Source organism: Rhizobium sp. B230/85, assembly GCF_019355735.1.
GTDB classification, from domain to species: Bacteria; Pseudomonadota; Alphaproteobacteria; order Rhizobiales; family Rhizobiaceae; genus Rhizobium; species Rhizobium rhododendri.
In genome coordinates this window covers 984,078-1,007,153 of the sequence record NZ_CP072157.1, presented here as the reverse complement: position 1 = coordinate 1,007,153, position 23,076 = coordinate 984,078, and the positions used below count along the sequence as shown (strand labels likewise).

22 protein-coding genes are annotated in these 23,076 nt (G+C 61.5%); 14 read left to right on the top strand and 8 right to left on the bottom strand.

The features are described from left to right. The first annotated feature begins 5 nt into the window (after positions 1 to 5). The 9 genes from J5289_RS22705 to J5289_RS22665 all read left to right on the top strand — a co-directional run bounded on the left by J5289_RS22705 (position 6) and on the right by J5289_RS22665 (position 11,200). Complete coding sequence (locus tag J5289_RS22705) at positions 6 to 935, top strand: LysR family transcriptional regulator (RefSeq protein WP_247750717.1); 930 nt, start codon at positions 6 to 8, stop codon at positions 933 to 935. A 96-nt stretch (positions 936 to 1,031) separates the two neighbouring features. Then, complete coding sequence (locus tag J5289_RS22700; protein ID WP_111222304.1) at positions 1,032 to 1,532, top strand: thiamine pyrophosphate-binding protein; 501 nt, start codon at positions 1,032 to 1,034, stop codon at positions 1,530 to 1,532. After that, positions 1,529 to 2,137: a thiamine pyrophosphate-dependent enzyme gene (locus J5289_RS22695; RefSeq protein WP_209207201.1), complete on the top strand. Its 609-nt coding sequence runs from the start codon at positions 1,529 to 1,531 to the stop codon at positions 2,135 to 2,137. Before J5289_RS22700 ends, J5289_RS22695 begins: the two co-directional genes overlap by 4 nt. Positions 2,138 to 2,154: 17 nt before the next feature. After that, positions 2,155 to 3,723: a GMC family oxidoreductase gene (locus tag J5289_RS22690; protein WP_209207202.1), complete on the top strand. Its 1,569-nt coding sequence runs from the start codon at positions 2,155 to 2,157 to the stop codon at positions 3,721 to 3,723. A gap of 41 nt (positions 3,724 to 3,764) precedes the next feature. Next, positions 3,765 to 5,147, top strand: coding sequence for an amidohydrolase family protein (locus tag J5289_RS22685; protein WP_209207203.1), 1,383 nt, complete (start codon positions 3,765 to 3,767; stop codon positions 5,145 to 5,147). An 8-nt stretch (positions 5,148 to 5,155) separates the two neighbouring features. Next, positions 5,156 to 6,025: an aromatic ring-hydroxylating dioxygenase subunit alpha gene (locus J5289_RS22680; RefSeq protein WP_143123284.1), complete on the top strand. Its 870-nt coding sequence runs from the start codon at positions 5,156 to 5,158 to the stop codon at positions 6,023 to 6,025. Between the two features lie 2 nt (positions 6,026 to 6,027). Next, complete coding sequence (locus J5289_RS22675) at positions 6,028 to 9,174, top strand: molybdopterin cofactor-binding domain-containing protein (RefSeq protein ID WP_209207204.1); 3,147 nt, start codon at positions 6,028 to 6,030, stop codon at positions 9,172 to 9,174. Beyond that, positions 9,171 to 9,689, top strand: a complete 519-nt coding sequence (locus J5289_RS22670; protein WP_209207205.1) for a (2Fe-2S)-binding protein — start codon at positions 9,171 to 9,173, stop codon at positions 9,687 to 9,689. Before J5289_RS22675 ends, J5289_RS22670 begins: the two co-directional genes overlap by 4 nt. Beyond that, positions 9,686 to 11,200, top strand: coding sequence for an aldehyde dehydrogenase (locus J5289_RS22665; protein WP_209207206.1), 1,515 nt, complete (start codon positions 9,686 to 9,688; stop codon positions 11,198 to 11,200). The genes J5289_RS22670 and J5289_RS22665 overlap by 4 nt, the downstream gene beginning before the upstream one ends. A 50-nt stretch (positions 11,201 to 11,250) precedes the next feature. Here J5289_RS22665 and J5289_RS22660 read toward each other — a convergent pair whose 3' ends face one another. From J5289_RS22660 to J5289_RS22650, 3 genes are read right to left on the bottom strand one after another with little or no spacing between them, the layout of a single operon-like run. Further along, positions 11,251 to 12,270, bottom strand: coding sequence for an ABC transporter substrate-binding protein (locus J5289_RS22660; RefSeq protein WP_209207207.1), 1,020 nt, complete (start codon positions 12,268 to 12,270; stop codon positions 11,251 to 11,253). Positions 12,271 to 12,289: 19 nt separating this feature from the next. Further along, entirely contained in the window at positions 12,290 to 13,078 is a 789-nt protein-coding gene (locus J5289_RS22655) for an ABC transporter ATP-binding protein (protein WP_209207208.1), read from the bottom strand. Beyond that, the gene (locus J5289_RS22650) at positions 13,075 to 13,872 is read right to left on the bottom strand and encodes an ABC transporter permease (protein ID WP_143123279.1); all 798 of its coding nucleotides are present in this window, start codon (positions 13,870 to 13,872) and stop codon (positions 13,075 to 13,077) included. Before J5289_RS22650 ends, J5289_RS22655 begins: the two co-directional genes overlap by 4 nt. Before the next feature lie 409 nt (positions 13,873 to 14,281). Here J5289_RS22650 and J5289_RS22645 point away from each other — a divergent pair, with 409 nt between their 5' ends. The 3 genes from J5289_RS22645 to J5289_RS22635 all read left to right on the top strand — a co-directional run bounded on the left by J5289_RS22645 (position 14,282) and on the right by J5289_RS22635 (position 16,596). Continuing rightward, positions 14,282 to 15,055, top strand: a complete 774-nt coding sequence (locus tag J5289_RS22645) for an amino acid ABC transporter substrate-binding protein (RefSeq protein ID WP_142831395.1) — start codon at positions 14,282 to 14,284, stop codon at positions 15,053 to 15,055. Between the two features lie 102 nt (positions 15,056 to 15,157). Beyond that, positions 15,158 to 15,838 carry an amino acid ABC transporter permease gene (locus tag J5289_RS22640; RefSeq protein ID WP_111221433.1) on the top strand — a complete coding sequence of 227 codons (681 nt, stop codon included), beginning with the start codon at positions 15,158 to 15,160 and terminating at the stop codon, positions 15,836 to 15,838. Next, positions 15,835 to 16,596 carry an amino acid ABC transporter ATP-binding protein gene (locus J5289_RS22635; protein ID WP_142831396.1) on the top strand — a complete coding sequence of 254 codons (762 nt, stop codon included), beginning with the start codon at positions 15,835 to 15,837 and terminating at the stop codon, positions 16,594 to 16,596. The genes J5289_RS22640 and J5289_RS22635 overlap by 4 nt, the downstream gene beginning before the upstream one ends. A 19-nt stretch (positions 16,597 to 16,615) precedes the next feature. Here the strand turns inward: J5289_RS22635 and J5289_RS22630 are convergent, their stop codons facing one another. From J5289_RS22630 to J5289_RS22620, 3 genes are all read right to left on the bottom strand, one after another. Beyond that, complete coding sequence (locus J5289_RS22630) at positions 16,616 to 17,515, bottom strand: bestrophin family protein (protein WP_142831397.1); 900 nt, start codon at positions 17,513 to 17,515, stop codon at positions 16,616 to 16,618. 153 nt (positions 17,516 to 17,668) lie between these two features. Beyond that, a complete protein-coding gene (locus J5289_RS22625) occupies positions 17,669 to 18,073 on the bottom strand; it encodes a type II toxin-antitoxin system VapC family toxin (RefSeq protein WP_142831398.1) in 405 nt (134 codons plus the stop codon). After that, positions 18,073 to 18,318 carry a type II toxin-antitoxin system VapB family antitoxin gene (locus tag J5289_RS22620; RefSeq protein ID WP_142831399.1) on the bottom strand — a complete coding sequence of 82 codons (246 nt, stop codon included), beginning with the start codon at positions 18,316 to 18,318 and terminating at the stop codon, positions 18,073 to 18,075. Before J5289_RS22620 ends, J5289_RS22625 begins: the two co-directional genes overlap by 1 nt. Before the next feature lie 198 nt (positions 18,319 to 18,516). On the opposite strand from J5289_RS22620, the gene J5289_RS22615 reads away from it, so the two are divergent. Both J5289_RS22615 and J5289_RS22610 read left to right on the top strand, forming a co-directional pair. After that, on the top strand, positions 18,517 to 19,236 hold the full coding sequence (locus J5289_RS22615) for a tellurite resistance TerB family protein (RefSeq protein WP_209207209.1): 720 nt from the start codon (positions 18,517 to 18,519) through the stop codon (positions 19,234 to 19,236). 277 nt (positions 19,237 to 19,513) lie between these two features. After that, positions 19,514 to 21,598 (top strand): carboxy terminal-processing peptidase, encoded by a 2,085-nt coding sequence (locus J5289_RS22610; protein WP_142831401.1) that lies wholly within the window; start codon positions 19,514 to 19,516, stop codon positions 21,596 to 21,598. Between the two features lie 81 nt (positions 21,599 to 21,679). On the opposite strand, the gene J5289_RS22605 is transcribed toward J5289_RS22610, so the two are convergent. Continuing rightward, positions 21,680 to 21,946, bottom strand: a complete 267-nt coding sequence (locus tag J5289_RS22605; protein ID WP_142831402.1) for a hypothetical protein — start codon at positions 21,944 to 21,946, stop codon at positions 21,680 to 21,682. Between the two features lie 121 nt (positions 21,947 to 22,067). Continuing rightward, positions 22,068 to 22,892: a metallophosphoesterase gene (locus J5289_RS22600; RefSeq protein ID WP_142831403.1), complete on the bottom strand. Its 825-nt coding sequence runs from the start codon at positions 22,890 to 22,892 to the stop codon at positions 22,068 to 22,070. Positions 22,893 to 23,076: the final 184 nt, after the last annotated feature.

The window sequence follows — 23,076 nt, the reverse complement described above, 5'->3', positions numbered from 1 at the left end:
TTGGCATGATGGATCCGTTTCGGCTCGGGCTTGTGGCCACCCGTCTCCACTACTTTCAGCTCGTGGCGCGTCTTGGCTCCATTCGCCAGGCAGCCCAGGCCCTGAACGTCGCACCGTCCTCGATCAGCCCTATCCTGAAGCAGCTCGAGGAAGAGCTCGGCACGCCTCTCTTCGAGCGTGTCCGCCAGCGGCTGAAGCTCACCAGCGCCGGTGAACTGATGCTCTATCACGCCCGTCTCAGCCTGTCGGAACTGAAGCGCGCCTGCACCGAGATCAACGATCTCAACGGACTGCATCGCGGTACCGTCTCCGTCGCCATCATCGAAAGCGTCTCGCGGGGATTGATGCCGGACGCCCTGCAGGAATTCTGGAAGCGGCACCCGGAGATCTCCGTCGATGTCAGGGTGATGGGATCGCAGCAGGCCGCCGATGCCGTGGCCGCTGGCGAATGCGATCTTGCTGTCGTGTTCGACGTCAAAGTGGCGCGCAATGTGCGGCGCATTTCGACTGTGCTGTTGCCGCTCGGCGTACTGGCGCTCCCGGATAGCCGTCATGCGCAGAAGAAGGAACTGAAGCTGTTCGACCTTGCCGGCGAACGGGTCATCCTGTCTGACGCCAGCCTGACGCTCGGCGCCTGGGTCGAGGATGCCTTCAGCCGATCTTTCGTCGACCTCACGCCCCGCGCGCGCACCAACTCCATCGGGCTCATGATCGATCTTGCCAAGCGCGACCTCGGCACGGTGCTGCAGACCCGTGTCGGCATCGAACAGGAGATTGCCGATGGGACGCTGACGTTCGTCCCCTTGCACGACGCCAAGGTCAATCCGCGCAAGCTGATGCTTCTCTCGCGCTCGGAGAAGGAAATGTCGGACGCCGCCTCGGCGATGGGCAGGCTTCTGGCGCAGTCGCTTGATGGATCGGAAGATCGAACATGATGACATGTTGCTTTTGGCGCATTGCATGGATCGAAAATAAGACCCTATTCGGAACATCCGGCATTTGTCACCCTGACCGGGAAGAGAGGATGCCCGATGAAAAAATCTGCTGTTGACGCTGTCATCCGTGGCCTGAAAAAGGCCGGCGTGAGCGTCGTTTGCTACCTGCCGGACTCGCTGTTCAAGGAGCTCTACCCAGCGCTTGATGCCGATCCCGATATCCGCACGATCCGCGTCACGAACGAGGGAGAGGGCGCCGCGATCTGTGGCGGGGTTTTTTTGTCCGGCAAACGGGCAGCATTGGTGATGGAAAATTCCGGGCTCAGGGCGTCTGTCGAACCCCTGGCGCGCATGGGCCTTGGTGCCGGCATCCCGGTCGTCATGCTGATGAGCTATCGCGGCGAGCTCGGCGAGAACAACTGGTGGGCGATCCCCCATGGCATAACCATGGAGCCGGTGCTCGACGCGCTGCGCATTCCGTACCGGATCGTGCGCGAGGAAGAGGCGATCGAGCGGGCCATCACCGACGCCTTCAAGTGGTCCTATGCGGCCTATTACCATTCGGCAATCGCGCTTGGCGGGGAGATCGTCCGATGAAACGCTTCGATTGCATGAAAGCCCTTTCGGCCCGGCTGAAGGATGAGCTCGTCATCCTCTCCCTCGGTGGCAGCGTCGACGAATGGTACAACGCGGCGCCGCATATGCGGGAAGCGAGCCTTTTCCAGCAGCAACTCGGCTGCGTCACCCCCCAGGCCTTCGGACTCGCCGCCGGCCTGCCACACAGGCGCATCGTCTCGCTGGATACGGACGGCGGCATGATGTTCAACCTCGGCATTCTCGCGACGCTCGGCAACGAGCAACCGAAGAACCTCCTTGTCGTCGTCTGGGACAACGAGATCTACCAGTCGATCGGCGGCCCGCCGACGCATACGGCCTTCGGACGTGTCGATATCGCTGCCATCGCGCGCGGCTGCGGCATCGAAAATGCCTTCACGGCACGCAACGTGGAAGAGTTCGACGCCCATTGCGCCGCAGGGATTGCAGCCGACGTCCCCTATGTCATCGTCGCCAAGGTTGCCGGCACGGTGCAGCCGGACATCAAACGCAAGCACAGCGATGGCCGGGAAGACAAATACATCTTCGTCCGCCATGTCGAGGCGAGCGAAGGCATCGTCATCATGGGCCCCAGCGAGCACAACTGAACAGGAACTATCGTTCGATGTCCGCCGTCGCCATTCCCCAGAAGCCGCTTTCCAGGGCCTACGACTATATCGTCGTCGGATCGGGGTCGGGCGGCTGCGCGGTGGCACGGCGTCTGATCGACGGCAGCAACGCGAGCGTGCTCTTGATCGAAGCCGGAAGCTCGGGCTTCGGCATTCCCGAAATCGAAGACCCGGCGGCCTGGGTGCCGCTCGGCCGCAGCCGCTACGACTGGGGCTACGACTATGCGCCGACGCCTGCCGTCAACAATCGCGTCATCGGCATTCCGCGCGGCAAGGTGCTCGGCGGCTCCAGCAGCATCAATGCGATGATGTGGTATCGCGGCCATCCGATGGACTACGATGCCTGGGAAGCTGCCGGCGCAAAGGGCTGGTCTTTCAAGGACATGCTCCCGTTCTTCAAGCGTTCGGAAGACTGGGAGGACGGTGCATCGGACCTGCGCGGTGCAGGCGGCCCGTTGCGCATCGAGCGATGTGCGACACTGCACCCGACAGCCGCGGCGATGCTCGACGGCGCCCGGGCGCTCGGCATTCCCGTCATCGACGATCCCAACGGCCCCGACAACGAGGGTGCTGCCGTTTCCAATTTCAACATATCCGGTGGCAAGCGTTGGAGTTCGGCGAAAGGCTATCTCGAGCCGGTGCTCGACAACGAGCGGCTGACGGTGGCGACAAATTCGTTCGCGATCCGCCTCGGGATCGCAAACGGCCGGTGCGTTTCCGTTACCCATCTGGTCGACGGCCGTCCGCACGAGACCGAAGCAACGACCGGCATCGTTCTCGCCCTTGGAGCGATCGACACGCCGCGCCTGCTGATGATGTCCGGCATCGGCGATCCCGCCGAGTTGAGGCGGCTTGGGATAGACGTCCGTGCCGCACTTGCAGGCGTCGGCCGCAATCTCCAGGATCATCCGCTGGTGCAGGCCTGCGTCTTTCGCGCCAGGCAGCCGCTTGGGCCGACGATCGGCAATGGCGGCGGCACGATGATGAACTGGAAGTCGAGCACTCATCTGCCGCAAGCCGACCTGCATGCCTTTCCCGTCCAGGGCAACAGCGCCGAGCCGCGCATTCGTGAACTCTATGATCTTCCCAGTGACGTCTTTTCGATCGGCTGCGGGCTGATGCGCTCGAAGAGCGTCGGCTATTTGAGGCTGCTGAGCCCGGAGCCGGGCGGCGCGCTGGAAATCCAGCCCAATTACCTTGCTGAACCGAGCGATCTCGACGCCCTCGTCACCTCGGTGGAAATGATAATGGCGCTCGCGGCAACGCCCGCCTATGCGGACTGGTTCGGCGGATACGCAGCCCCGCCGGCGATGCTCGGCCGAAAGGACATCATCGCCTACATCCGCAACGCCTGCTCGACCTTTTTCCATGTCTGCGGAACCTGCGCGATGGGCAGCGGGGAAATGGCTGTGGTCGACAGCAGGCTGAGGGTCACGGGCGTCGCCGGGCTGACGATTGCCGACGCCTCCGTGATCCCGATCATTCCGACATGCAATACCCACGCGCCGGTAACGATGATCGGCGAGCGGGCGGCCGACTTCCTGCTCACCGCAACCGGGACCTGAGCCCTCGGCGCGGGACCGGATAAACGAAATTGGAACCCATCATGGCAAGTGCAAGACAGATCATCGCCGGCGACCATCTCCTGACCATGGATCCGGCAAATCGCGTCGTGACGGGTGGTGCCGTACTGATCGACGGCGGACGCATCGAGGCGGTGGTGCCGCTTGCCGAACTCGTGGCCGAACATCCGGAGGTGTCCGTCAGAAAGATCGAGAATTCCGTCCTGATGCCCGGGCTCATCAATGCCCACGCCCATTCCGGTTTCCTGCGCGGCACAGCGGAGCACCTGCCCGTCTGGGACTGGCTGACCCTGCATATCAACCCGATGCACCGCATGCTGCAGCCGCACGAGGCGGAGGCGGCGTCTTGGCTCTGTTACGCGGAATCTGTCCTCGGCGGCACGACGACTGTCGTCGACATGTGGCGATACATGGACGGCAGCGCAAAGGCTGCGGCCGCCATCGGCAACCGGCTGGTGGCCGTGCCCTATGTTGGCGAGCACCCGGAATATAATTATTTCGACACGCTCGACATGAACGAGGCGATGATCGAGACCTGGCATCGCAAGGCGGATGGCCGCATCAACGTCTGGGTCGGGCTTGAACACCTCTTTTATGCCGACGAGGCAGGCCAGCAACGCGCCATCGCCCTTGCCAAAAAATATGACACCGGCTTTCACACCCATTGCAGCGAAGCAGAGATCGAGCTGGCGGAGTTCGGCAAGCGCTATGGCAAGCGGCCGATGTTTGCGCTCGAAGAGCTCGGTTTCTTCGAAGCACCGCGCACCATGATCGCCCACGGGGTCTGGCTCGATTCGGCAGAGATCGAGCTCATCTCGAGGTACAATGTCTCCATCGCCCATAACCCGGTGAGCAACATGAAGCTTGCAAGCGGCATCGCCCTCGTTGGCGAGATGCTGGCAGCCGGCGTACCGGTGGGGATCGGCACGGATGGCGAGAAGGAAAACAACAACTTCGACATGTTCGAGGAAATGAAGGTCGCCTCCCTGCTCGGCAAGCTGAAGGATCTCGATGCGGCCGCGATGGATAGCTGGGACGTCCTGCGCATGGCGACGATATCAGGTGCAAGCGCCATCGGGCTCGATCACGAGATCGGCTCGCTGGAAGCGGGCAAGCGGGCGGATCTGATCGCCGTGCGCACCGATACGCCGCGCATGACGCCGGTTTTCGGCGAGGGCCCCTATTTCAACCTCCAGCACAACCTCGTCCACGCCGTTCGCGGCGGCGATGTCAGCATGACGATGGTCGACGGGAAGATCCTAGTCGAGGACGGCATGCTGAAGACCGGCGACATGAAGGCAATCATCGCCGAGATCCACCGCATCGCACCGCCGCATTTTGCTCGCCGTGCGGAATGGCTGGCAGAGAACGCCGGCGGCACGGCGCAGTGGACGAAGGCTGAATAGGAGCCTCCATGGCAAAGACATCCGACAGGGCTGCACTGGACGAATGGTACGCTGTCGAGACCGCAGCGGACGTCACCGGAGTGCCCGTGCGGACACGGTTGCTCGGACAGGACATCGAGATCGTGCGCCAGCAAGGCGGGCGGATTGTCATTTGCGAAGTGCATTCCGGCGTGGCGTCTGGCGCACCCTTGCCTGCGCAGGAGAAATACGGTTGCGTCTGGACGACGCTCGGCCATCCGAACAGGGACATCTTCAACATCTCGCAAGCCTCGGAGACCGATCGCCGGTTTGTACCCTGCGGCTGGGTGAGGATGCGGGCATCAGGCCTTCGCGTCGTCGAAAATTTCCTCGACATGGCACATTTCCCGTTCGTTCACACGGACATCCTCGGCTCGGAGCCGCACACCGAAGTGCCGGGCTATCTGAGTGAGGTCCGCCGCGATGTCGACGAGGTCTGGGCGACCAACTGTACCTTCTTCCAGCCGCGCATTGCTGCCACCGAGAGCGAAGGCGCCTTCGTACAACTGACCTACCGCGTGCCCACGCCTTTCTGCGTCATGCTCTATCGCGTCTGCCCGACAGCGCCGGATCGGCTCGACGCCATTGCGCTGTTCATCCAGCCGATAGAAGAGGGTCTCTGTCGGGCACAGCCCGTCATGTATCTGGTCGACAACGCCTCGACGCATACCTCGCTGCTACACTTCGAGCAGATCATTTTCCTGCAGGACCGCATCGTCGTCGAGAACCAGCGGCCGCTTCTGTTGCCACTGGAACCGCGCCAGGAAATCCCGACCCGCGCAGACAGCTCCTCCGTAGCCTACCGCCGCTGGCTAAAGGAAAAGGGTATCCGTTTCGGCACAACGATGGAGGCCGGCTGACGATGACCCGCGCCGCCTTCACCGTGCTCCATCCGTCGTCCGTCGGGAATGCCCTCGGCATGATGCGGGATATCGAGGATGCGCGTCTCGTCGCCGGCGGAACGGCCCTGCAACTCGAGTGGGCAAAAGGTGCGGCGAAACCGGTAAGACTGATCGATCTCGGGGGCATAGGCGAGATGACCGGTATCTCGCTCGACGACAAGATCATCCGCATCGGAGCCCTTACGCCGCTGTCGGCGCTCTTGAGGGATCCGCTGGTTGCCGAGCGATTGGCGATGCTCGCGGTATCGGCAGCATCGGTGGCGGGCCCCGCAGTGCGCAATATCGGCACAATCGGTGGCAATATCGCCGGCCGCAGTGGCTGCCTGCTGCCGGCCCTGCTGGCGCTTGATGCTTGCCTGGAAATCGCCCGCACAGGCGGCACCGGGCGCGAAAGCCTCCGCCATTGGCTATCGCAGCCCGCCACTCCGCATGAAGTAATCAAGGCTGTCATCCTTCCCAAGACGTTCCCTGTCTTTCGCTGGACCACGCGAAAAATCGGATTGCGCGCCGCCTTCACTCCGAGTGTCATCGGCATTTCCGGCCTCATCGGACTAACGGATGGCAGGATCGAAACCGTGCGGCTTGCTGTCGGCGGTGGCATCGTGGCAGCGACACGCCTGGTTGCAACAGAGGCGAGCCTCGGGGGTCTCGCTTGGGCCGATGTCGACTGGGACGCGCTGCACGCCCGGTTGATAGACGAAATATCTGCTCCCGATGATATGTTTCGATCTGGCCGCTACCGCCGCCACGTCGCTGCCAATGCCTTGGTCCATGGCCTAGCCGGGCTGCCCGAATTGCCCGCACGATCCCGCAGGTGCCGGCTGGAAGCGCCGCCGCTCGCAGCAGAAATTCGGCTGAGCCGGAGGGACCAGCCGCAGCGCTGGCACACGCGCCCGGACGTGGAGGCCAAGATCGCTGGCCAGCTGGCCTACCTTACCGACCGAAGAATGTCCGGCATGCTGGTCGGGCGGATCTTGCGCGCTGGCGTCGGCCACGCCCGGATCGTCTCGATCGACACGCGCGATGCGCAGGCTCTGCCGGGGGTTGCTGCCGTCGTCACCCATCGCGACATCAATGGTGTCAACGCCTTCGGTATCGTCGTGCAGGATCAACCGGCACTATGTTTCGACAAGGTGCGGTACAAGGGCGATGCGGTCGCGGCTGTCGCCGCCGTCGACGAAAGGACGGCACAGGCAGCGCTCGATCTCATCAAGGTCGAATATGCCGCACTTCCACTCGTCACCGATCCGCTGCAGGCTCTAGCCGATGATGCGGCCGCCGTGCACGAGGGCGGCAATCTCCAGCGAAGCTTGCATTTTTCACGCGGCAACGTGGTGCAAGGCTTTGCCACTGCGGCCCACATCGTCGAGCGCGTCTATACGACGCCACGGCAGATGCATGGATTCATGGAAACAGAAGGCGGCTATGCGCAGGTGGAGGCGGGCGGCGTTCTGTCGATCTTCGCCGGCGGCCAGCACGGTGCCCGCGACCGGCAGCAACTTGCGCGAATTCTGGGGCGGCCGGAGGAGACGATCCGCGTCGTCACCAGCCCGACGGGCGGCGCGTTCGGTGGCAAGGACGAACTGACGGTGCAGCCGGCACTGGCGCTTCTTGCCGAGAAAACAGGGAAGCCGGTTCGCATCCAGCTGTCGCGCGCAGAATCGGTCGTTGCCGGCATCAAGCGCAATCCGATGACGATCCGCATGCGCACCGCCTGTGATGCCGATGGCCGGCTGCTCGCCCAGGAGGTCGATGTCCTCTCCGACGCCGGTGCCTACGCATCGCTCGGTCCCGGCGTTCTTGAGACCGCGCTCGAACATGTGGCCGGACCCTACATCTTAGAGAACGTCGAGACCCGGGGTCGCCTTGCCTATACGAACAATGGTGTTTGCGGCGCATTCCGAGGTTTTGGCGCCAACCAGATGACCTATGCGATCGAGTGTCAGATGGATCTGCTAGCAGACCTCTGCGGCCTGACGCCGGTCGAGATTCGTCGCCGCAATCTGCGCCAGCCCGGCGCGCCCGGCTATCTCGGGCAGATTGTGTCTACCTCAGAGCGGTTGTCCGAGATGCTGGATGCCGCTGCCGCAAGTTCTCTGTGGCAGGAGGCGGACGGGACAGGGCCCGAGGAGATCGTTGGGGTCGGCATGGCGTTGAACTATCAGGGCAATGGTCTCGGCTCGCTGGTTCCCGACCCGGCCGGCGGCAGGCTTGCTCTCTCCAAAGACGGCTTTATCGAAGCGGCCTATGGCCTCGATGAAATGGGGCAGGGCCTGCTGACATCGATCAAGGCAGCCGTTGCCGACCGGCTTGGCTGCGGGCGTGACGATGTCCTGCCGGTGACGGGGGATACCCACCTTGCGCCCGATTCCGGCTCGACCACGGCATCGCGCGGCGGCTATGTCGTCTGGCAGGTGGCCAAGTCCGCCGGCGCGCTGCTGGCGCCACAGTTGCTCGAGGCCGCCGGACTAAAAATCGGACGTCCGGCAATGAGTTTGCGGCTTGCACCCGGTGGCTTTGCCGACGCCGGCAGCAACAGCGGGGACCTTCTCCTCACCTACCGCGAGCTGGCCCGCTCGCTGGGGCCGGACGCGCTGCCCAGCGCGACGGTCGCCTTCGACTTTCCGAAGACGGACTATGAGGCAGGCAACGCCCGCTACATCTTCGCCTTCGGGGCATGTCTGGTGCGGGTTGCCGTCAACCGCGTGACCGGCAGCGTGCGCGTCATGGACATCAGGCAGCACACGGCGGCAGGCCCGGTCATCGACGTCGCCGCCTATCTCGGTCAGATGGAGGGTGGCGCCATCCAGGGGCTCGGGTTTACGCTGACGGAAGACGCCATGATGCACGACGCCACCAACATGAACGGCAATTTTGACAGCTACATGATGCCCGGCATCAGGGACAGTGCTTCAGCAATGTCGGTCTATGCCCTGGAAGATCTGGACGCGGGCGACGAGCTTGGGCCGCGCGGGGCCGGCGAACTCGGCATCGGCGCCATCGCGCCGGCGATTGCCAATGCCGTTGCCGGTGCCATCGGCCACCGGCCGCTCAGCCTGCCGCTTTCCCCGGAGGCAATCCTCGATGCGATGGCGGGGCGGGCATGAGCACCGTGGCGACGACGCACGTCAACTTCCGCCTCAACGGCGAAACGGTCGCCCTTGAAGTGCCGCCGGATATGCGGCTGGCCGAACTGTTGCGCGACGAACTCGGTCTCACCGCCACCAAGATCGCCTGCGGCATCGGCCGATGTGGCGCCTGCACCGTTTTGATGAACGGCCTTGCCGTCAATGGTTGCTTGGTCATGGCATGGCAGTTGCCGGATGCAGACATCGTCACGCCGGAGGGGATCGATGCCTTCGAGATCGCGCGGGTCGTGAAGGCAGCGCTGGCCGAAGAAAACGCCTTCCAGTGCGGCTACTGCGCGCCCGGCTTCCTGATGGCCCTGACGGCGCTGTTCATCGACCTGCCGGCCGCTGGCGAAGCGGAGATTCTTTCTGCGCTCGAAGGCAATATTTGCCGCTGCACCGGCTATCATTCGATCATTCGCGGTGCGCTCAACGCATCGGCGCGGCTTGAAGCTGCTCAATTGGCCTGCGGGCCGGGAGATCCACACCCATGACCATCCCAATCCGCATCTTCGAGCCCGCCAGCGAAGGCGCGCGACGCTTTCTGGCACAAACAGACAAGAAACTGCTGATCGATGGCGCGTGGGTCGCGGCCGCCTCCGGCGCCACGTTCACGACGTTCGACCCAGCCACCGGCAAGTCTCTCGCCGAACTGGCGGCGGCAGGAGCAGCGGATATCGATGCCGCCGTCTCGTCGGCACGGCAAGCATTCGAGGGAGATGCCTGGCGCGGCATGACGCCTTCGGCGCGGGGCAAATTGCTGTGGCGCATCGCCGATCTCATCGATGCCCATGTCGATGAACTTGCCGAACTCGAGACTCTCGACCAGGGAAAATCTCTCAAGACCGGACGCTTCGGCGAGATCCCCGCCTCGGCCGAGCAGTTTCGCTATTACGCCGGCTTTACCACCAAGATCCTCGGCACGACGATCCCGACCTCCATCGGCTACCAGCCGCCGGGCAAGAAGATATTCGCCTACACGACGCGCGAGCCGATCGGGGTCGTCGCTGCCATCACGCCGTGGAACTCGCCGATGCTAATGGCAGCCATGAAGCTGGCGCCGGCGCTGGCGGCTGGCTGCACGGTCGTGTTGAAGCCAGCCGAGGAGACGTCGCTGACGACACTGCGGCTTGCAGAACTGATGCTCGAGGCCGGGCTTCCGCGCGGTGTCGTCAATATCGTCACCGGGATGGGCGAGACCGTCGGTGCGGCCTTGACCGCCCATCCCGGGGTCGACAAGGTCGCCTTTACGGGCTCGACCGAGGTGGGCAAGCTGATCGTCGGCGCTGCACGCGGCAACCTCAAGAAGCTGACGCTGGAGCTCGGCGGCAAGTCGCCGGCCATTGTCATGCCGGATGCCGACATGATGCTTGCCATCCCCGGCATCGCGCGCGGCATCTTTGCCAATGGCGGCCAGGTCTGCGTCGCCGGGTCGCGTGTCTATGCCCATCGGTCGATCTATCAGCGGCTGGTCGAAGGACTGGCGCAAGAGGCGGCCAAGCTGCGGCTCGGCCATGGGCTCGATCCGGATGTGGACCTCGGCCCCCTCGTCGATCGCCGGCAGGCCGATCATGTCGCGCGCTACGTGGCAGAGGGCGCCAAAGAAGGCGCCGAGATCGTCACAGGTGGCGCGCAGGACGGGGAGCTAAAGACCTTCTATCGGCCAACAGTCATGACCGGCGTCCGTCAGGACATGCGAATGATGCGGGAGGAGATCTTCGGCCCCGTGGTGGCTGTCACACCGTTCGATGATGCCGACGAGGCCATTTTGTTTGCCAATGATTCGCCCTATGGGCTTGCGGCCAGCGTCTGGACACAGGACCTTAGTTCTGCCCATCGGCTTTCCGCCCGTATTCGTTCAGGCACCGTCTGGATCAACTGCCATTCGTATTTCTCACCCGAATTGCCGAAGGGCGGCCACAAGCAATCCGGCTGGGGATATGAAAACGGAGCGCCGGGCCTCGAGAACTATCTCGAAACCAAGACGGTCTGCGCCGTGGTCTGAGCGCGCGTCAGCGGGAGTGTCGGGCGTCTCTCCGGCCGGCGACGCGGTGCTCACTTCTTCGGAAGATAATCGTTGGTGACGAAGGTCGAAAAGTCCGGCGCCGAGGTCAGGACCTTGCCGTCGCCATCGACGAGGATCTTGGCCTTCACCAGATATTGGCCAAAAGCATCGATCTTGACGAGATCCATATTGCCGATGACACCATCGGCGCTGCGCAGGTAATGGCCGGACACCAGTGCCTTCATCGACTGCGCCACAAGGGCGTGGTTGGTGAGCGTGTCCGGATTGGCGGCGATCAGGATGTCCCCGGCTTCCTCGGGATGATCTGCGGCAAAGGCGTATCCTTTCTGAACGGCGGCAAGAAACCCCTTGGCGGTGTCGCCATTGGCCTTCAGGTAGCCGTCGCTGGAGACGATGAACGTGGTGTACTCGTCAGGCACGCCATAATCGCTGTAGGTGAATTCCTTGAGCTTGGCACCGCGCAGTTCGGCCTCGACGCCTTCCCAGGTGGCCACTTCCAGGGTGAAGTCGACGGAACCGTTGGCGAGCGCCTCATAGGCCGATGTGCCCAGCGTCACCGTCTTGATATCGCCCTTGCCACCATCATGCTTGATGATGTCGGTGATCAGCGCATTTTCCCAGGCACTGCCGAAACCGCCATAGGTGAGGCCGTCGAGATTTTTCGGCGACTGGATGTCGGTGCGCTTGGCATCGACGATCAGCCGACCGGTTTCCTTCTGGACGACAGCATAGACCCCCTTGAGGTCGGCTCCGGCGGCCCTCTGCGAATAGAAGCCGATGCCCGCAATGCCGAAATCCGCAACGTGGTTGCTGACCAGCGTGCCAGCCGCCGTATCGGTGTAGGGCAGGATCTTGACGTCGAGCCCGGCATCCCGGAAGTAGCCTTTTTGCTCGGCCACGAACAACCCGACATGGTTGGTGTTCGGCGTCCAGTCCAGCGCGATATTGACGGTTTTCAGATCCGCCGCCGCAACGGGGCCAATCGAGGCGAGGGCGGTGAAAACGGACAGCGCAAGCCCGAAGGCGCTGCGGCGAGGGAACGAGGGCATGGGAACTCCTGCTGTGATATTAAGAGATGGATTTGGGTGGCAAAAAGGGCGCATTTTCCGGACCGATCAGCGCCTCCAGCAGCGCTGCCTCGATACGGGAGGCAACGGGGGAGGCGAGGTCCGCCAAGGTCCTCGGACGCGGCAGCGGCACCTCGATTTCGGCAAGCACCCGGGCGGGTCGGGCCGAGAGGACGTAGATCCGGTCAGAGAGGAAAATCGCCTCCCTGATGTCATGGGTGATCAGCAGCGCGGTCCACCGGTTCTGGTCCCACATCTGCTCGAGCCAACGCTGCATGGAAATCCGCGTGAGCGCGTCGAGCGCGCCGAAGGGTTCGTCGAGCAGTAGCATCTTTCGTTGCTGGACGACGGTGCGAAGCAGCGCCACGCGCTGTCGCATGCCGCCGGATAACTGGTTGGGGTAATGCCGCTCGAATCCCGCAAGCCCGAAGGTTTCCAGCAGAGGCTCGACCTGCGCACGGGCCATCCTTTTCGATAGTCCCTGCACCTCCAGTCCGAGCGTCGCGTTGTCGATGATCCGGCGCCACGGCATCAGGGCATCGCGCTGCGGCATGAAGGCGAACGTGTCGCTCGCCTGGTCCAACGGCGCGCCGTCGAAGACGATTTGGCCGGCATCGGCGACAATGGCCCCGGTCAGCACCTGGAACAGCGTGGATTTGCCGGCGCCGGAGGGCCCGAGCATCGACACGAATTCGCCGAGCCCGACATGCAGCGTCACGTCTGCGAGCACGTCGAGCGGACCGAAAGATTTGCGGATGCCGGCAAGCGACAGGCGGGCCGGTTGGCTCATGGCTGGCGATCCTTGCGATCCGTATTCCAGGGTGTGGCGAGACGCTCTGCGCCAACCGCCAATGCGAAAAGCAATAGTGTCAGGCAGGAACTGACAGTCACCGCCGCCAGCACCAGGTCCGGCCGAAAATTGTTCTTCGCCGATAGCATGTAGATGCCGAGCCCTTTTGCCGCGCCGGCATATTCCGCAAAGATGGCGCCGACGACGGCATAGGTGATGGAAATTCGTAACCCGGTAAAGAAGTAGGGAATGGCCGACGGCAGGCGCGCCAAAACGAAGACCCGCCATCGGGAGGCACCCATGGACGACAGCAGCCATTCCATTTCGCGGTCGGTGGACTCATACCCCTGAACGAGGGCCACCATCATCGGGAAAAACGTCACGAGCGCCACCAGCAGTATTTTCGGCAGCAGCCCGAAACCGAACCACAGCACCACCAGCGGCGCAATGGCGACCAGCGGCAACGTCTGGCTGACGATGAAGACCGGGACCAGCGCGCGGCGCGCCGGCTGGAAGAAATCGACCACGACAGACATCAGGAATGCCACGGTCAGCGAGAAGCCAAAGCCGGTAAACGTGGCCGCAACGGTCGGGATGGCATTTTCGAGAAGCACCTGCCAGTTGACGACGATCTGCTCGAACACCCGCGACGGCGCAGGCAGGGTCGTCGCCCGGATGCCGGAATAGCGGGCGTAGAGTTCCCAGGCGACGAGCAGACCCGTCATTAACGCCAAGGCCGGCCAGCTTCTTGTGAAGGCGCGAATGACCGGCAGCAGCGCAGGCAGGTTGTTCATCGATCTTATCTACGGGTGACACACTAGATTGAAATCGGGTCGAGGCTTGCAGCCCCGCCTTGGATCTTGATAGCGCCTTTGCATGACACGCTTAAAGCATTAGATCGCAAACATATGAACGTAAACAGGAATTTCGAAGTGTCGCGGACGGTTTTGAAGACAACGATGCGCCTTGCCGGAAATGCCAACGGGCTGCAGGGCGTCGCCCCCAATGATGCGCCCGGAAACACCCACGCTCTTGGCCCCTGGAGGGTGATGCGGGCTCTTGGAGACAGATCATCACTGAATGACGCGGAATTGAGAAAATTATTTGCAATTGCTCATTTCCTTCGCAGTTTCCTGTGCATATTTGAGAGACAGTTTCTGCGATCTTTCGCACTCGAACATCAACACCGGGATCGGTACCGACATGACACTGCTGAAATCCATCGCCGCCATCGCACTCGTTCAGGCCGCATTGCTGTTGCCGGCCCATGCTGGCGAAAACCTCGCTGCCATCAAATCCGCCGGTGTCTTCAAGGTCGGGACCGAAGGCACCTACGCGCCTTTCACCTTTCATGATGCCAGCGGCAAGCTCGCCGGCTTCGATGTCGAGATTGCCGAGGCGATCGCCGCCAAGCTGGGTGTCAAAGCCGAATTCGTCGAAGGCAAGTGGGATGGGCTGATCGCCGGCCTCGATGCCAAGCGCTATGACAGCGTCATCAACGAAGTCGGCATCACCGATGCTCGCAAGCAGAAATATGATTTCTCGGACCCATACATCGCATCGAAAGCCGCACTCATCGTCCGTGACAACGACGACAGCATCAAGGGCTTTGCCGATCTGAAGGGAAAGAAGGCAGCGCAGTCTTTGACGAGCAATTATGGCAAGCTGGCCGAGCAATCCGGTGCCGAGCTCGTTGGCACGGATGGCTTCGACCAGTCTATCCAGCTGGTCCTCACCCGCCGCGCCGATGCGACGATCAATGACAGCCTGTCCTTCCTCGATTTCAAGAAGCACAAGCCGGACGCGCCTGTGAAGGTCGTCGCAGAGGAGGCCGACGCCAACTATTCGGGCGTCATCATCCGCAAGCAGGAGCCCGAGTTGCTGGCTGCCATCAACAAGGCGTTGGCCGAGATCAAGGCCGACGGTACCTACAAGACGATCTCCGAAAAATATTTTGGCCAGGACGTCTCCAAGTAACGGAAGGCGAAAGCCGTTTCCAAATCCTGAAAACCACGATAGTGAACGAACGGGCGCTCAGTGATCTTTCGCTGGGCGCATCGCTTTTTAAGGGAGATACCCTTGCCGCACTGGCTTCAATTGATGGCGGATTCGCTCGCGCCTCTGCTCTGGGCAGGGCTAATCTTTACGATACCGCTGACCCTGATGTCCTTTGCCTTTGGGCTTATTCTCGGACTTGTCACGGCAATAGCGCGCCTGTTCGGCCCGGCTCCTGTGGCAGCGATCGCCCGCTTCTACGTCTGGATCATCCGTGGGACGCCACTATTGGTGCAGCTCTTCGTGATCTTCTACGGCCTGCCGAGCGTCGGGATCCTGCTCGATGCGTTTCCGGCAGCCCTGATCGGCTTCACGCTGAACATCGGCGCTTACAGCTCCGAGATCATCCGTGCCGTCATTTCATCGGTTCCGAAGGGACAGTGGGAGGCGGCCTATTCGATCGGCATGAGCTGGCGCCAGGCGATGATCCGGACGATCCTGCCCCAGGCTGCCCGCGTCGCGGTCCCGCCCTTGTCGAATACCTTCATCTCGTTGGTGAAAGACACGTCGCTCGCCGCAGCGATCACGGTGCCGGAACTGTTCCAGGCCGCACAGCGTGTCGTCGCCACCACCTACGAGCCGCTCATTCTCTATATCGAGGCTGCCCTGATCTACCTTGCACTGAGCTCGGTCTTGTCGACGCTGCAAGTGCGACTGGAGCGACGCTTCGCCCGGTATGGTGGCATGATGGAGGCCAACGCATGATCGAGCTTACAAACATCGAAAAGCGTTTCGGCGACATAGTCGTCCTCAAGGATATCAACATCACCATCCCGGAAGGCAGCGTGACTGCGCTTGTCGGCCCTTCCGGGGGCGGCAAGAGCACGCTGCTGCGGTGCATCAACCTGCTGGAAATCCCGACCTCCGGCGCGATCCGCCTCGGCGGGGAGACGCTGACCTTCGCACCGGGCAAAAAAACCAGCTGGCAGGCGATCCAGAAAATCCGCCGGCAGACCGGCATGGTCTTCCAGAATTTCCAGCTCTTTCCGCATCAGACCGCCATTGAAAACGTCATGGAAAGCCTGGTCACCGTGCTGAAATGGCCGCGTGACAAAGCGCGTGCCAGCGCTATGGATCTTCTGAAGAAGGTCGGTATGGAGCACAAGGCAGATGCGTGGCCCGCGACCCTGTCCGGCGGCCAGCAGCAGCGGATAGCAATCGCCCGTGCGCTCGCTCCGTCGCCCCGCGTCCTGCTTTGCGACGAACCGACATCGGCGCTCGATCCTGAACTTGCCGCCGAGGTTGTCGATGTCTTAAGCAAGCTTGCGTCTGAGGGGACGACCATGGTGATGGCGACGCACGACCTCCGGCTGGCGTCGAAGATCGCCAACAACGTGGTGTTTCTGGAGGCAGGCAGCGTCGTCGAGACCGGCGATGCAAGGCTCCTGTTCACTGCGCCACAGCGCGAGCGCACCAGGCAGTTCATCTCGACCATCAACGCCGCCAACACCTACGATATTTGAGGCGCGGCCGTCTGGCGGTCTACCAGAGGACATTTTCGACTGGTCGGATCGGCTTCGTGGCATTGCCTCCGCCGACCAGTTGCTCGAGGTCGATCTGTATTGTCCGGCAAAGCGAGGTCAGGGGCACGTCGTGGGCACGATTTTCGAACGGATCCTGCAGATCGGAGCCGATGCGATCCATGGCCAGCAGCATGAAACCGACGATGGTCGATGCAAGCGGTGTATAGATCGTTAGGCTATCGACAAGACCGATTGGCAGCAGAATGCAGAAAATGTGAACGAACAGCGTCGGGTAGTAGCCATATTCACGCGGCAGAGGCGTATTCTTGATCCGCTCCATTCCGCCCTGGGCATTGCTCATGTCGACAAGGACGCTTTCGATCTGGATACTGCGCATCGAATCGATCCAGCCTTGCTGGCGTGCGTCGGCCAGTAGCGCGGCAGTCTCGTTGAGGATTGCGTTCGGCACATTTGTCACCCCCTTCAACGACTCGAGTTCGTTGTCGCAGAGGAAGGCTCGGATCTCGTCCTCGTTCGGCTGCCGACGCAGATGACAGCGCAGGGCGTTCACGTAGGCGATCTGGCGTCGAACGAGGTCGTGGCGCAGATCGAAGCTTTCGCCGTTTTTGTCGATCAGGTGGAACACCTCTCGCCCATAGGAGCGCGACGCGTTCACCATCGCCCCCCAAAGCGTCCGCGCCTCCCACCAACGATTATAGGCGTTGTTGTTCCGGAAACCCAGAAACAGGGCCAGTGCCGATCCGAGCAGGCTCATCGGCAGCGCTGGCAGATCCAGCCAAGGGTGGGGAAGATAGACATAGGCCAGAGTGATGGCGATATCCCAGAGGAAGAGCAGGGCAAGAGGCCAGCCGATATAGCCGAGCATCCGGTGTAGACGAGCTGACTGGGGCAAAACCATGCAGCGGTTCCCGTTGTGAAAATCGAAGCGACGTCAAATCAGATAGTGTGCGTTGCAGCATTTTGCGAATGACACACGGCTGCTTTTTGACTGCAGCCAGCGCGCGATTTGCCGCCGAGCTGCTCGCGCGCGTGTCATAGGCGCGCAGAGGCGTCAGGGAATTGTCTGGAGATCGGTTTGACGAAACTCGTCATGCGTCGCGAGCATCGGCACTTGGTAATATTTGGCGCATGCATAATGGAGGCAATCGCCAAGGTTTAGTCTGTTGCGACCGCTACCGTATTTGTCGGCCGCCATCAGTGATAGGGTCGTGGCGCTCTTGCCGGGCGGCAGGTCGTATAATTCGATGCCGCGCGCCTCCAGGAATTCCATCAAGAATGGCTCGATGTCAGCAATCGACCGGTCGAACTTATCGGGCCTTGCCAAGGCCATTGCTGCTTCGAGGACAGCGACGGCGGATGTGATCCGCGTCTTTGCGGACAAAAGGGCATCTGCAACACGCTTGGCTTCAGGTTCGTCAGATGCAAGAGCAATGATGGCGCACGCGTCAACGTACATTATTTCCCGTCCCACATCTCGTCAAAAACCGACCTGGGAAGAGGCTCCTTGCCCCGGGCGGACAAAACGAGGCCGTGCTTGGCGCGCAGCCGCGCAGCCGTTTCCGTTGCGCTCTCCAGATTAAGACGTCGCTCCAGCGCCTCCTTCATGGCGATGACGATAGCATCGGTTATGCTCACACCGGCGACGCTTGCAAACTTGCGGGTCAGAGCATCGGCCTGCGGGTTGTTGACGTTGATGGCCATCGGTATCTCCTTGTAGATCCTCACACCAGAAGATATACATCTTTATACATCTTTCTATCTACATACAATGAGGCCACCTCGCCTCACGACCGCTGATAGGGCCATCACCCTCCCATCCGGGTCCTTTCCGATCTGGCGAAATTTGTATTCGTGCGGACTGCTCCTATCTATCAATCATCATCAAGGAGGCAGTTGACTATGTTCGATGCGAAGAAACTTCTCGACCAGTTCCTGACGTCGCAGGTTCCCGGGCTCGGAGGGACAGTGCGGGACCGGGCGGGAGATGCGATCGGCAAAGCCCGGGAAAACCCGTTGGCAACAAGCGCGATCCTCGGCGTGTTGCTTGGCACCAAGACCGGGCGCAGCATCGCTGGAAATACGCTTGCCGTCGGCGGCCTTGCCGCCATCGCAGGGCTTGGCTACCAGGCCTACAAGAATTACCAGTCGGGCTCCGCGCCGGTGACATCGCCGCAGGTTTCTTCGCAGGGACAACAGCCTGTGCTGCCGCCGCCGGATAATTCCCCCTTCGCACCGTCTTCGCCTGCCAACAGCAACGAGTTCGTGCTGGTGCTTATCCGCGCCATGATTGCCGCTGCCAAGGCCGACGGCCATGTCGACGATGCCGAACGGGCGCTGATCATGGACAAGATTGCAGCGGCCGACGTGACGGGTGAGGCTGCGAATTTCATTCAGCGAGAATTGACCGTGCCAACGGACCTCGACGCCCTGATCGCAGCGGCCGTCAGTGAGGAACAGAAGGTCGAACTCTACACAGCCTCGAGGCTGACGATCGAGCCGGATACTCGCTCAGAGCGAGGCTATCTGGATCTTCTCGCAGGACGCCTCGGCCTTGCCGATGGTCTCGTCGATCATATCGAGGCAATGGTGGTGCAGACGAAGAACGCTGCCCCACAATAACAATCGCGCAAAATTGGCATTCACGCTTTGGTGACGGCGGCAGCCACTGGCTGCCGCTTTCATGCCGGAATTCCCGTTATAAATTCGCTGAAATGCGCACAAGGCCGCGCTCGAGTGGCATCTTTAGCCGAATTCCAGGCCCGCCTTCAGAAGATAGGGGTAACGACGTTTGAGAAACGCCATACGCTTTGCTCATCCCCTTGGTTGCCAAAAGTCTAAAATTGTTCCACCAACGCTAAGCATCGAGACTCGGCATTACGAATTGGATCAAAGCTGAATGCGTAGACTTTCTGGTTTCCTCGGCATCTTTCTGGCGCTTTCATCTTCGGCTTATGCTCTGGAAATGGGACCGCTGCCCGTATTGGCGCCGCTGCCGCAACAGGGACAGGCTGCACATCTCAGCGCCCAGTTTCTCACCCGCTTCAGCTACAAGCCGGTTCCGCTCGACGATGCGTTGTCGGTGAAGATAATGGACAGGTTCATCAAGTCGCTGGATCCGGACAGGATGCTGTTCCTGCAGGCCGATATCGACAAGTTCAAGGCTCAGGACACCAAGCTGGACGATGCCGTCAACAAGGAAGACCTGCAGATTCCGTTCTCGATGTTCAATCTCTATGAGCAGCGTGTCGTCGACCGTATGAATTATGCGCGCGACTTGCTGAAGACGAGTTTCGATTTCAGCAAGGACGAGAGCTATTCCTTCCTGCGCGAAGATGCGCCTTGGCCGAAGTCGGAAGCCGAGATCGACGATCTCTGGCGCAAGCGCGTCAAAGGTGACTGGCTCCGCCTCAAACTTGCAGGCAAGGACGACGCAGCCATTCGCGATACGCTCGACAAGCGCTATGAAAATTCGCTGGAGCGGGCCTACAAATACAAGAGCGAAGACGTGTTCCAATCGTTCATGGATGCCTACACCACATCCATAGACCCGCACACGGACTATTTCGGCGCCACCGCTTCGGCTGAATTCGATATCTCGATGAAGCTGTCGCTGGTCGGCATCGGCGCAGTGCTGCAAGAACGCGACGATTACACCACGATCCGCGAGCTTGTTCCCGGCGGCCCGGCGCAGGTGTCGGGCAAGCTTGCCGTCGGCGATCGTATTATCGGCGTTGGCCAGGGCGCCGATGGTCCGGTGAAGGAAGTGGTCGGCACTCGCCTCGACGAGATCGTCCAGATGATCCGCGGCGCCAAGGACTCCATTGTTCGCCTCGATATCTTGCCAGCGGAAGCAGGTGCCGATGGCGCCCATCACATCGTCAGCCTGACGCGCGACAAGATCAGCCTCGAAAAGCAGGCCGCCAAGAAAACGCTGCTCTCCATCAAGGACGGCGATGCGACGCGCAAGATTGGCGTGATTACCCTGCCGGCCTTCTACGAAGACTTCGACGCTCGCCGCAAGGGCGACAAGGATTACCGTAGCGCCAGCCGTGATGTGGCCAAGCTCATCGACGAATTGAAACAGGACAAGGCAGACGGCGTTCTTATCGACCTGCGCAACAATGGCGGCGGGTCGCTGGCCGAAGCGATTGATCTCACCGGTCTGTTTACGGGCAAGGGTCCCGTCGTCCAGCAGCGCGATGCTGGCGGCAAGGTTGCCATTGAGGGCGACGACCGCTCGCCTGCTGCCTGGACAGGTCCGGTCGGCGTGCTCATTAACCGCGGTTCCGCATCCGCCTCGGAGATTTTCGCGGCCGCAATCCAGGACTACAGCCGCGGCGTGATCATCGGTGAACCCAGCTTCGGCAAGGGTACCGTGCAGACAGTGGTCAATCTCGATCAGGTCGCGCACAACGCCAAACCGAAATTCGGCGAACTGAAAATGACGATAGCGCAGTTCTTCCGCATCAATGGGGGCACTACCCAGTTGCGCGGCGTGACGCCGGACATCGGGCTGCCGAGCCTGTCGGACCCGAAGACCTTCGGCGAGGCCAGCTACGACAATGCTCTTCCATGGACGCAGATCAAGCCGGCCAACTACAAGCCGGAAGGCGATGTGGCGGCAAAGATACCGCAGCTGCAGAGCCGCCACGACGCACGCGTTGCCAACGATCCGGATTTCAAGCGTCTGGTCGAAGACATCGCAGAGTTGAAGGCGCAGCGCGAGAAGGGCATCGTTTCTCTCAACGAGGCAGAGCGTCGCAAGGAACTGGCAGCTCAGGCGACCCGTGACAAATCACGCGAGAAGATAAACGATGGCGTCGACCCCGGGGAAGACGATGGCCTGCAGGCAAACGAACGCAGCCTGAGTGCCGATATCGCCATCGAAACCGCCCGCAAGAACGCCAAGGATGTCCTCTTGAACGAGGCGGCATCCATCATGGCCGACGACGCCGGCATAAAGGCGGCGAACTCGAAGTAAAACGAAAAGGCCGCCGGCAAACGACACTGCCGGTGGCCCCAAAACTGTCAGAGACGACAGGACGGCAAAATCCCAAACCGATCAGCGCTGGTCTGTATTCGACCGCAGTGGAAACATGTCTTCGCCGTAGCGATGAAGACGCGTGTGATGTCTGCGGCAAAGCCAGCGAACCCTCAGGGGTTCGTCATACTCGTCGTGATGGGCGTCGACGGCATCGTGACCACAGACTTCACAGCCGAGCTTTTCGAGATCGCCGGCGACGATGGCACGCTGCACCGCGAGATGAGCATTGTACTTCATCGGGTTGGCGCGGCGCCAATCTGCCTGCCTGGTTTGACTTTCGATCATTCTCGCGTTCCGATTGACGTCGTTGACTGCATTGAACTGATGCCCCCACGTTTGCCATAAAACGACATCGTTAGCCAGCCACGATCAAAATCGGCAACTGCTATGCCCGCAACGAGGACCGCTATTCCGGTTTCGGATAAATCGAGCCGTTAGAATCCTCGATGTAGGTTTCCGAGATGCCCGCAACACTGTCGAAGCGGACCTTGAGCGCGCCGTCGGTAAAGTCGAGTATCGTGATACCGAGGTTTGCCGCGCCCGGCTGTGACGGCATCGACGCATCGCGCGACAGGAAGCTCGTCGCCGCTGCCCAGATCTGGCGGGGACCATCGGCGCCTGGAAGATCGAGGGTCCGGTGGATATGGGCGCTGACGATGGCAGCCGTTCCGGTGCTCTCCACCAGCATCCGCAACCGTTGCCGCGCCGCAGTCGGGATGGCCCAGTAGGGTCGATCGGCTTCGTCCCAGTTCTCTAGAAACAGCGGCATGTGGGTGAGCAGGACAGGGGCGCGCTCGCCCCGTCCGCCAAACGCCTCGTCAAGCCAATGCCACTGCTCGGCTTCTTCAGCCAATCCGGTCGCAAGAACCTGGCTGTCGATGCCGATCAGCCGCCATCCCGGAATATCGTCGCAAATCCAGCGGTCCGCGCCGAGATGCCGGTTCCAGCGCTCCAGTCTTTCGCGGCTTGCCGGCTGACGGCTGGCGCGCGAGATATCGCCCACGTCGTGGTTGCCGGGCAGCACGAGAACCGGCCGGCGGAGTGTGTCGAGAGATTGCCGCGCGAAAGCAAGATCCGCTTCCAGATTGGCGCCATCGAGCGTCAGGTCTCCGAGCACAATCGTGAATGCCACATCGAGATCGTTGACGTGCGCCACCGCCGCATTCCAGTTGGCAACGAAATCATCGGTCTTCGCGCCGATATGGGGATCTGCGATGATCGCAATCTGCATGATGGCCTCTCTGGTTCTGTCCGGTGGCGCGGTTTGTCGGCCCTCCGACGCAAGGGCCGCATTCCCGTAACGGATCGACGCGACAGTCCGGTGACAGCTGCCCGCCATAAGACGCACGCAGAAAGCGAAAATATTTCAATCGGATACCGAGGCGCGATATCGCCCGTCACGCTTTTGAAACTTC

Coding starts and splice junctions, on each gene's coding strand:
- J5289_RS22635 (WP_142831396.1), top strand. CDS start 15,835: ATGATCGAGCTTACAAACATCGAAAAGCGTTTCGGCGACATAGTCGTC.
- J5289_RS22615 (WP_209207209.1), top strand. CDS start 18,517: ATGTTCGATGCGAAGAAACTTCTCGACCAGTTCCTGACGTCGCAGGTT.
- J5289_RS22705 (WP_247750717.1), top strand. CDS start 6: ATGATGGATCCGTTTCGGCTCGGGCTTGTGGCCACCCGTCTCCACTAC.
- J5289_RS22695 (WP_209207201.1), top strand. CDS start 1,529: ATGAAACGCTTCGATTGCATGAAAGCCCTTTCGGCCCGGCTGAAGGAT.
- J5289_RS22665 (WP_209207206.1), top strand. CDS start 9,686: ATGACCATCCCAATCCGCATCTTCGAGCCCGCCAGCGAAGGCGCGCGA.
- J5289_RS22660 (WP_209207207.1), bottom strand. CDS start 12,270: ATGCCCTCGTTCCCTCGCCGCAGCGCCTTCGGGCTTGCGCTGTCCGTT.
- J5289_RS22620 (WP_142831399.1), bottom strand. CDS start 18,318: ATGGCCATCAACGTCAACAACCCGCAGGCCGATGCTCTGACCCGCAAG.
- J5289_RS22680 (WP_143123284.1), top strand. CDS start 5,156: ATGGCAAAGACATCCGACAGGGCTGCACTGGACGAATGGTACGCTGTC.
- J5289_RS22645 (WP_142831395.1), top strand. CDS start 14,282: ATGACACTGCTGAAATCCATCGCCGCCATCGCACTCGTTCAGGCCGCA.
- J5289_RS22600 (WP_142831403.1), bottom strand. CDS start 22,892: ATGCAGATTGCGATCATCGCAGATCCCCATATCGGCGCGAAGACCGAT.
- J5289_RS22625 (WP_142831398.1), bottom strand. CDS start 18,073: ATGTACGTTGACGCGTGCGCCATCATTGCTCTTGCATCTGACGAACCT.
- J5289_RS22605 (WP_142831402.1), bottom strand. CDS start 21,946: ATGATCGAAAGTCAAACCAGGCAGGCAGATTGGCGCCGCGCCAACCCG.
- J5289_RS22610 (WP_142831401.1), top strand. CDS start 19,514: ATGCGTAGACTTTCTGGTTTCCTCGGCATCTTTCTGGCGCTTTCATCT.
- J5289_RS22690 (WP_209207202.1), top strand. CDS start 2,155: ATGTCCGCCGTCGCCATTCCCCAGAAGCCGCTTTCCAGGGCCTACGAC.
- J5289_RS22650 (WP_143123279.1), bottom strand. CDS start 13,872: ATGAACAACCTGCCTGCGCTGCTGCCGGTCATTCGCGCCTTCACAAGA.
- J5289_RS22655 (WP_209207208.1), bottom strand. CDS start 13,078: ATGAGCCAACCGGCCCGCCTGTCGCTTGCCGGCATCCGCAAATCTTTC.
- J5289_RS22700 (WP_111222304.1), top strand. CDS start 1,032: ATGAAAAAATCTGCTGTTGACGCTGTCATCCGTGGCCTGAAAAAGGCC.
- J5289_RS22670 (WP_209207205.1), top strand. CDS start 9,171: ATGAGCACCGTGGCGACGACGCACGTCAACTTCCGCCTCAACGGCGAA.
- J5289_RS22675 (WP_209207204.1), top strand. CDS start 6,028: ATGACCCGCGCCGCCTTCACCGTGCTCCATCCGTCGTCCGTCGGGAAT.
- J5289_RS22685 (WP_209207203.1), top strand. CDS start 3,765: ATGGCAAGTGCAAGACAGATCATCGCCGGCGACCATCTCCTGACCATG.
- J5289_RS22630 (WP_142831397.1), bottom strand. CDS start 17,515: ATGGTTTTGCCCCAGTCAGCTCGTCTACACCGGATGCTCGGCTATATC.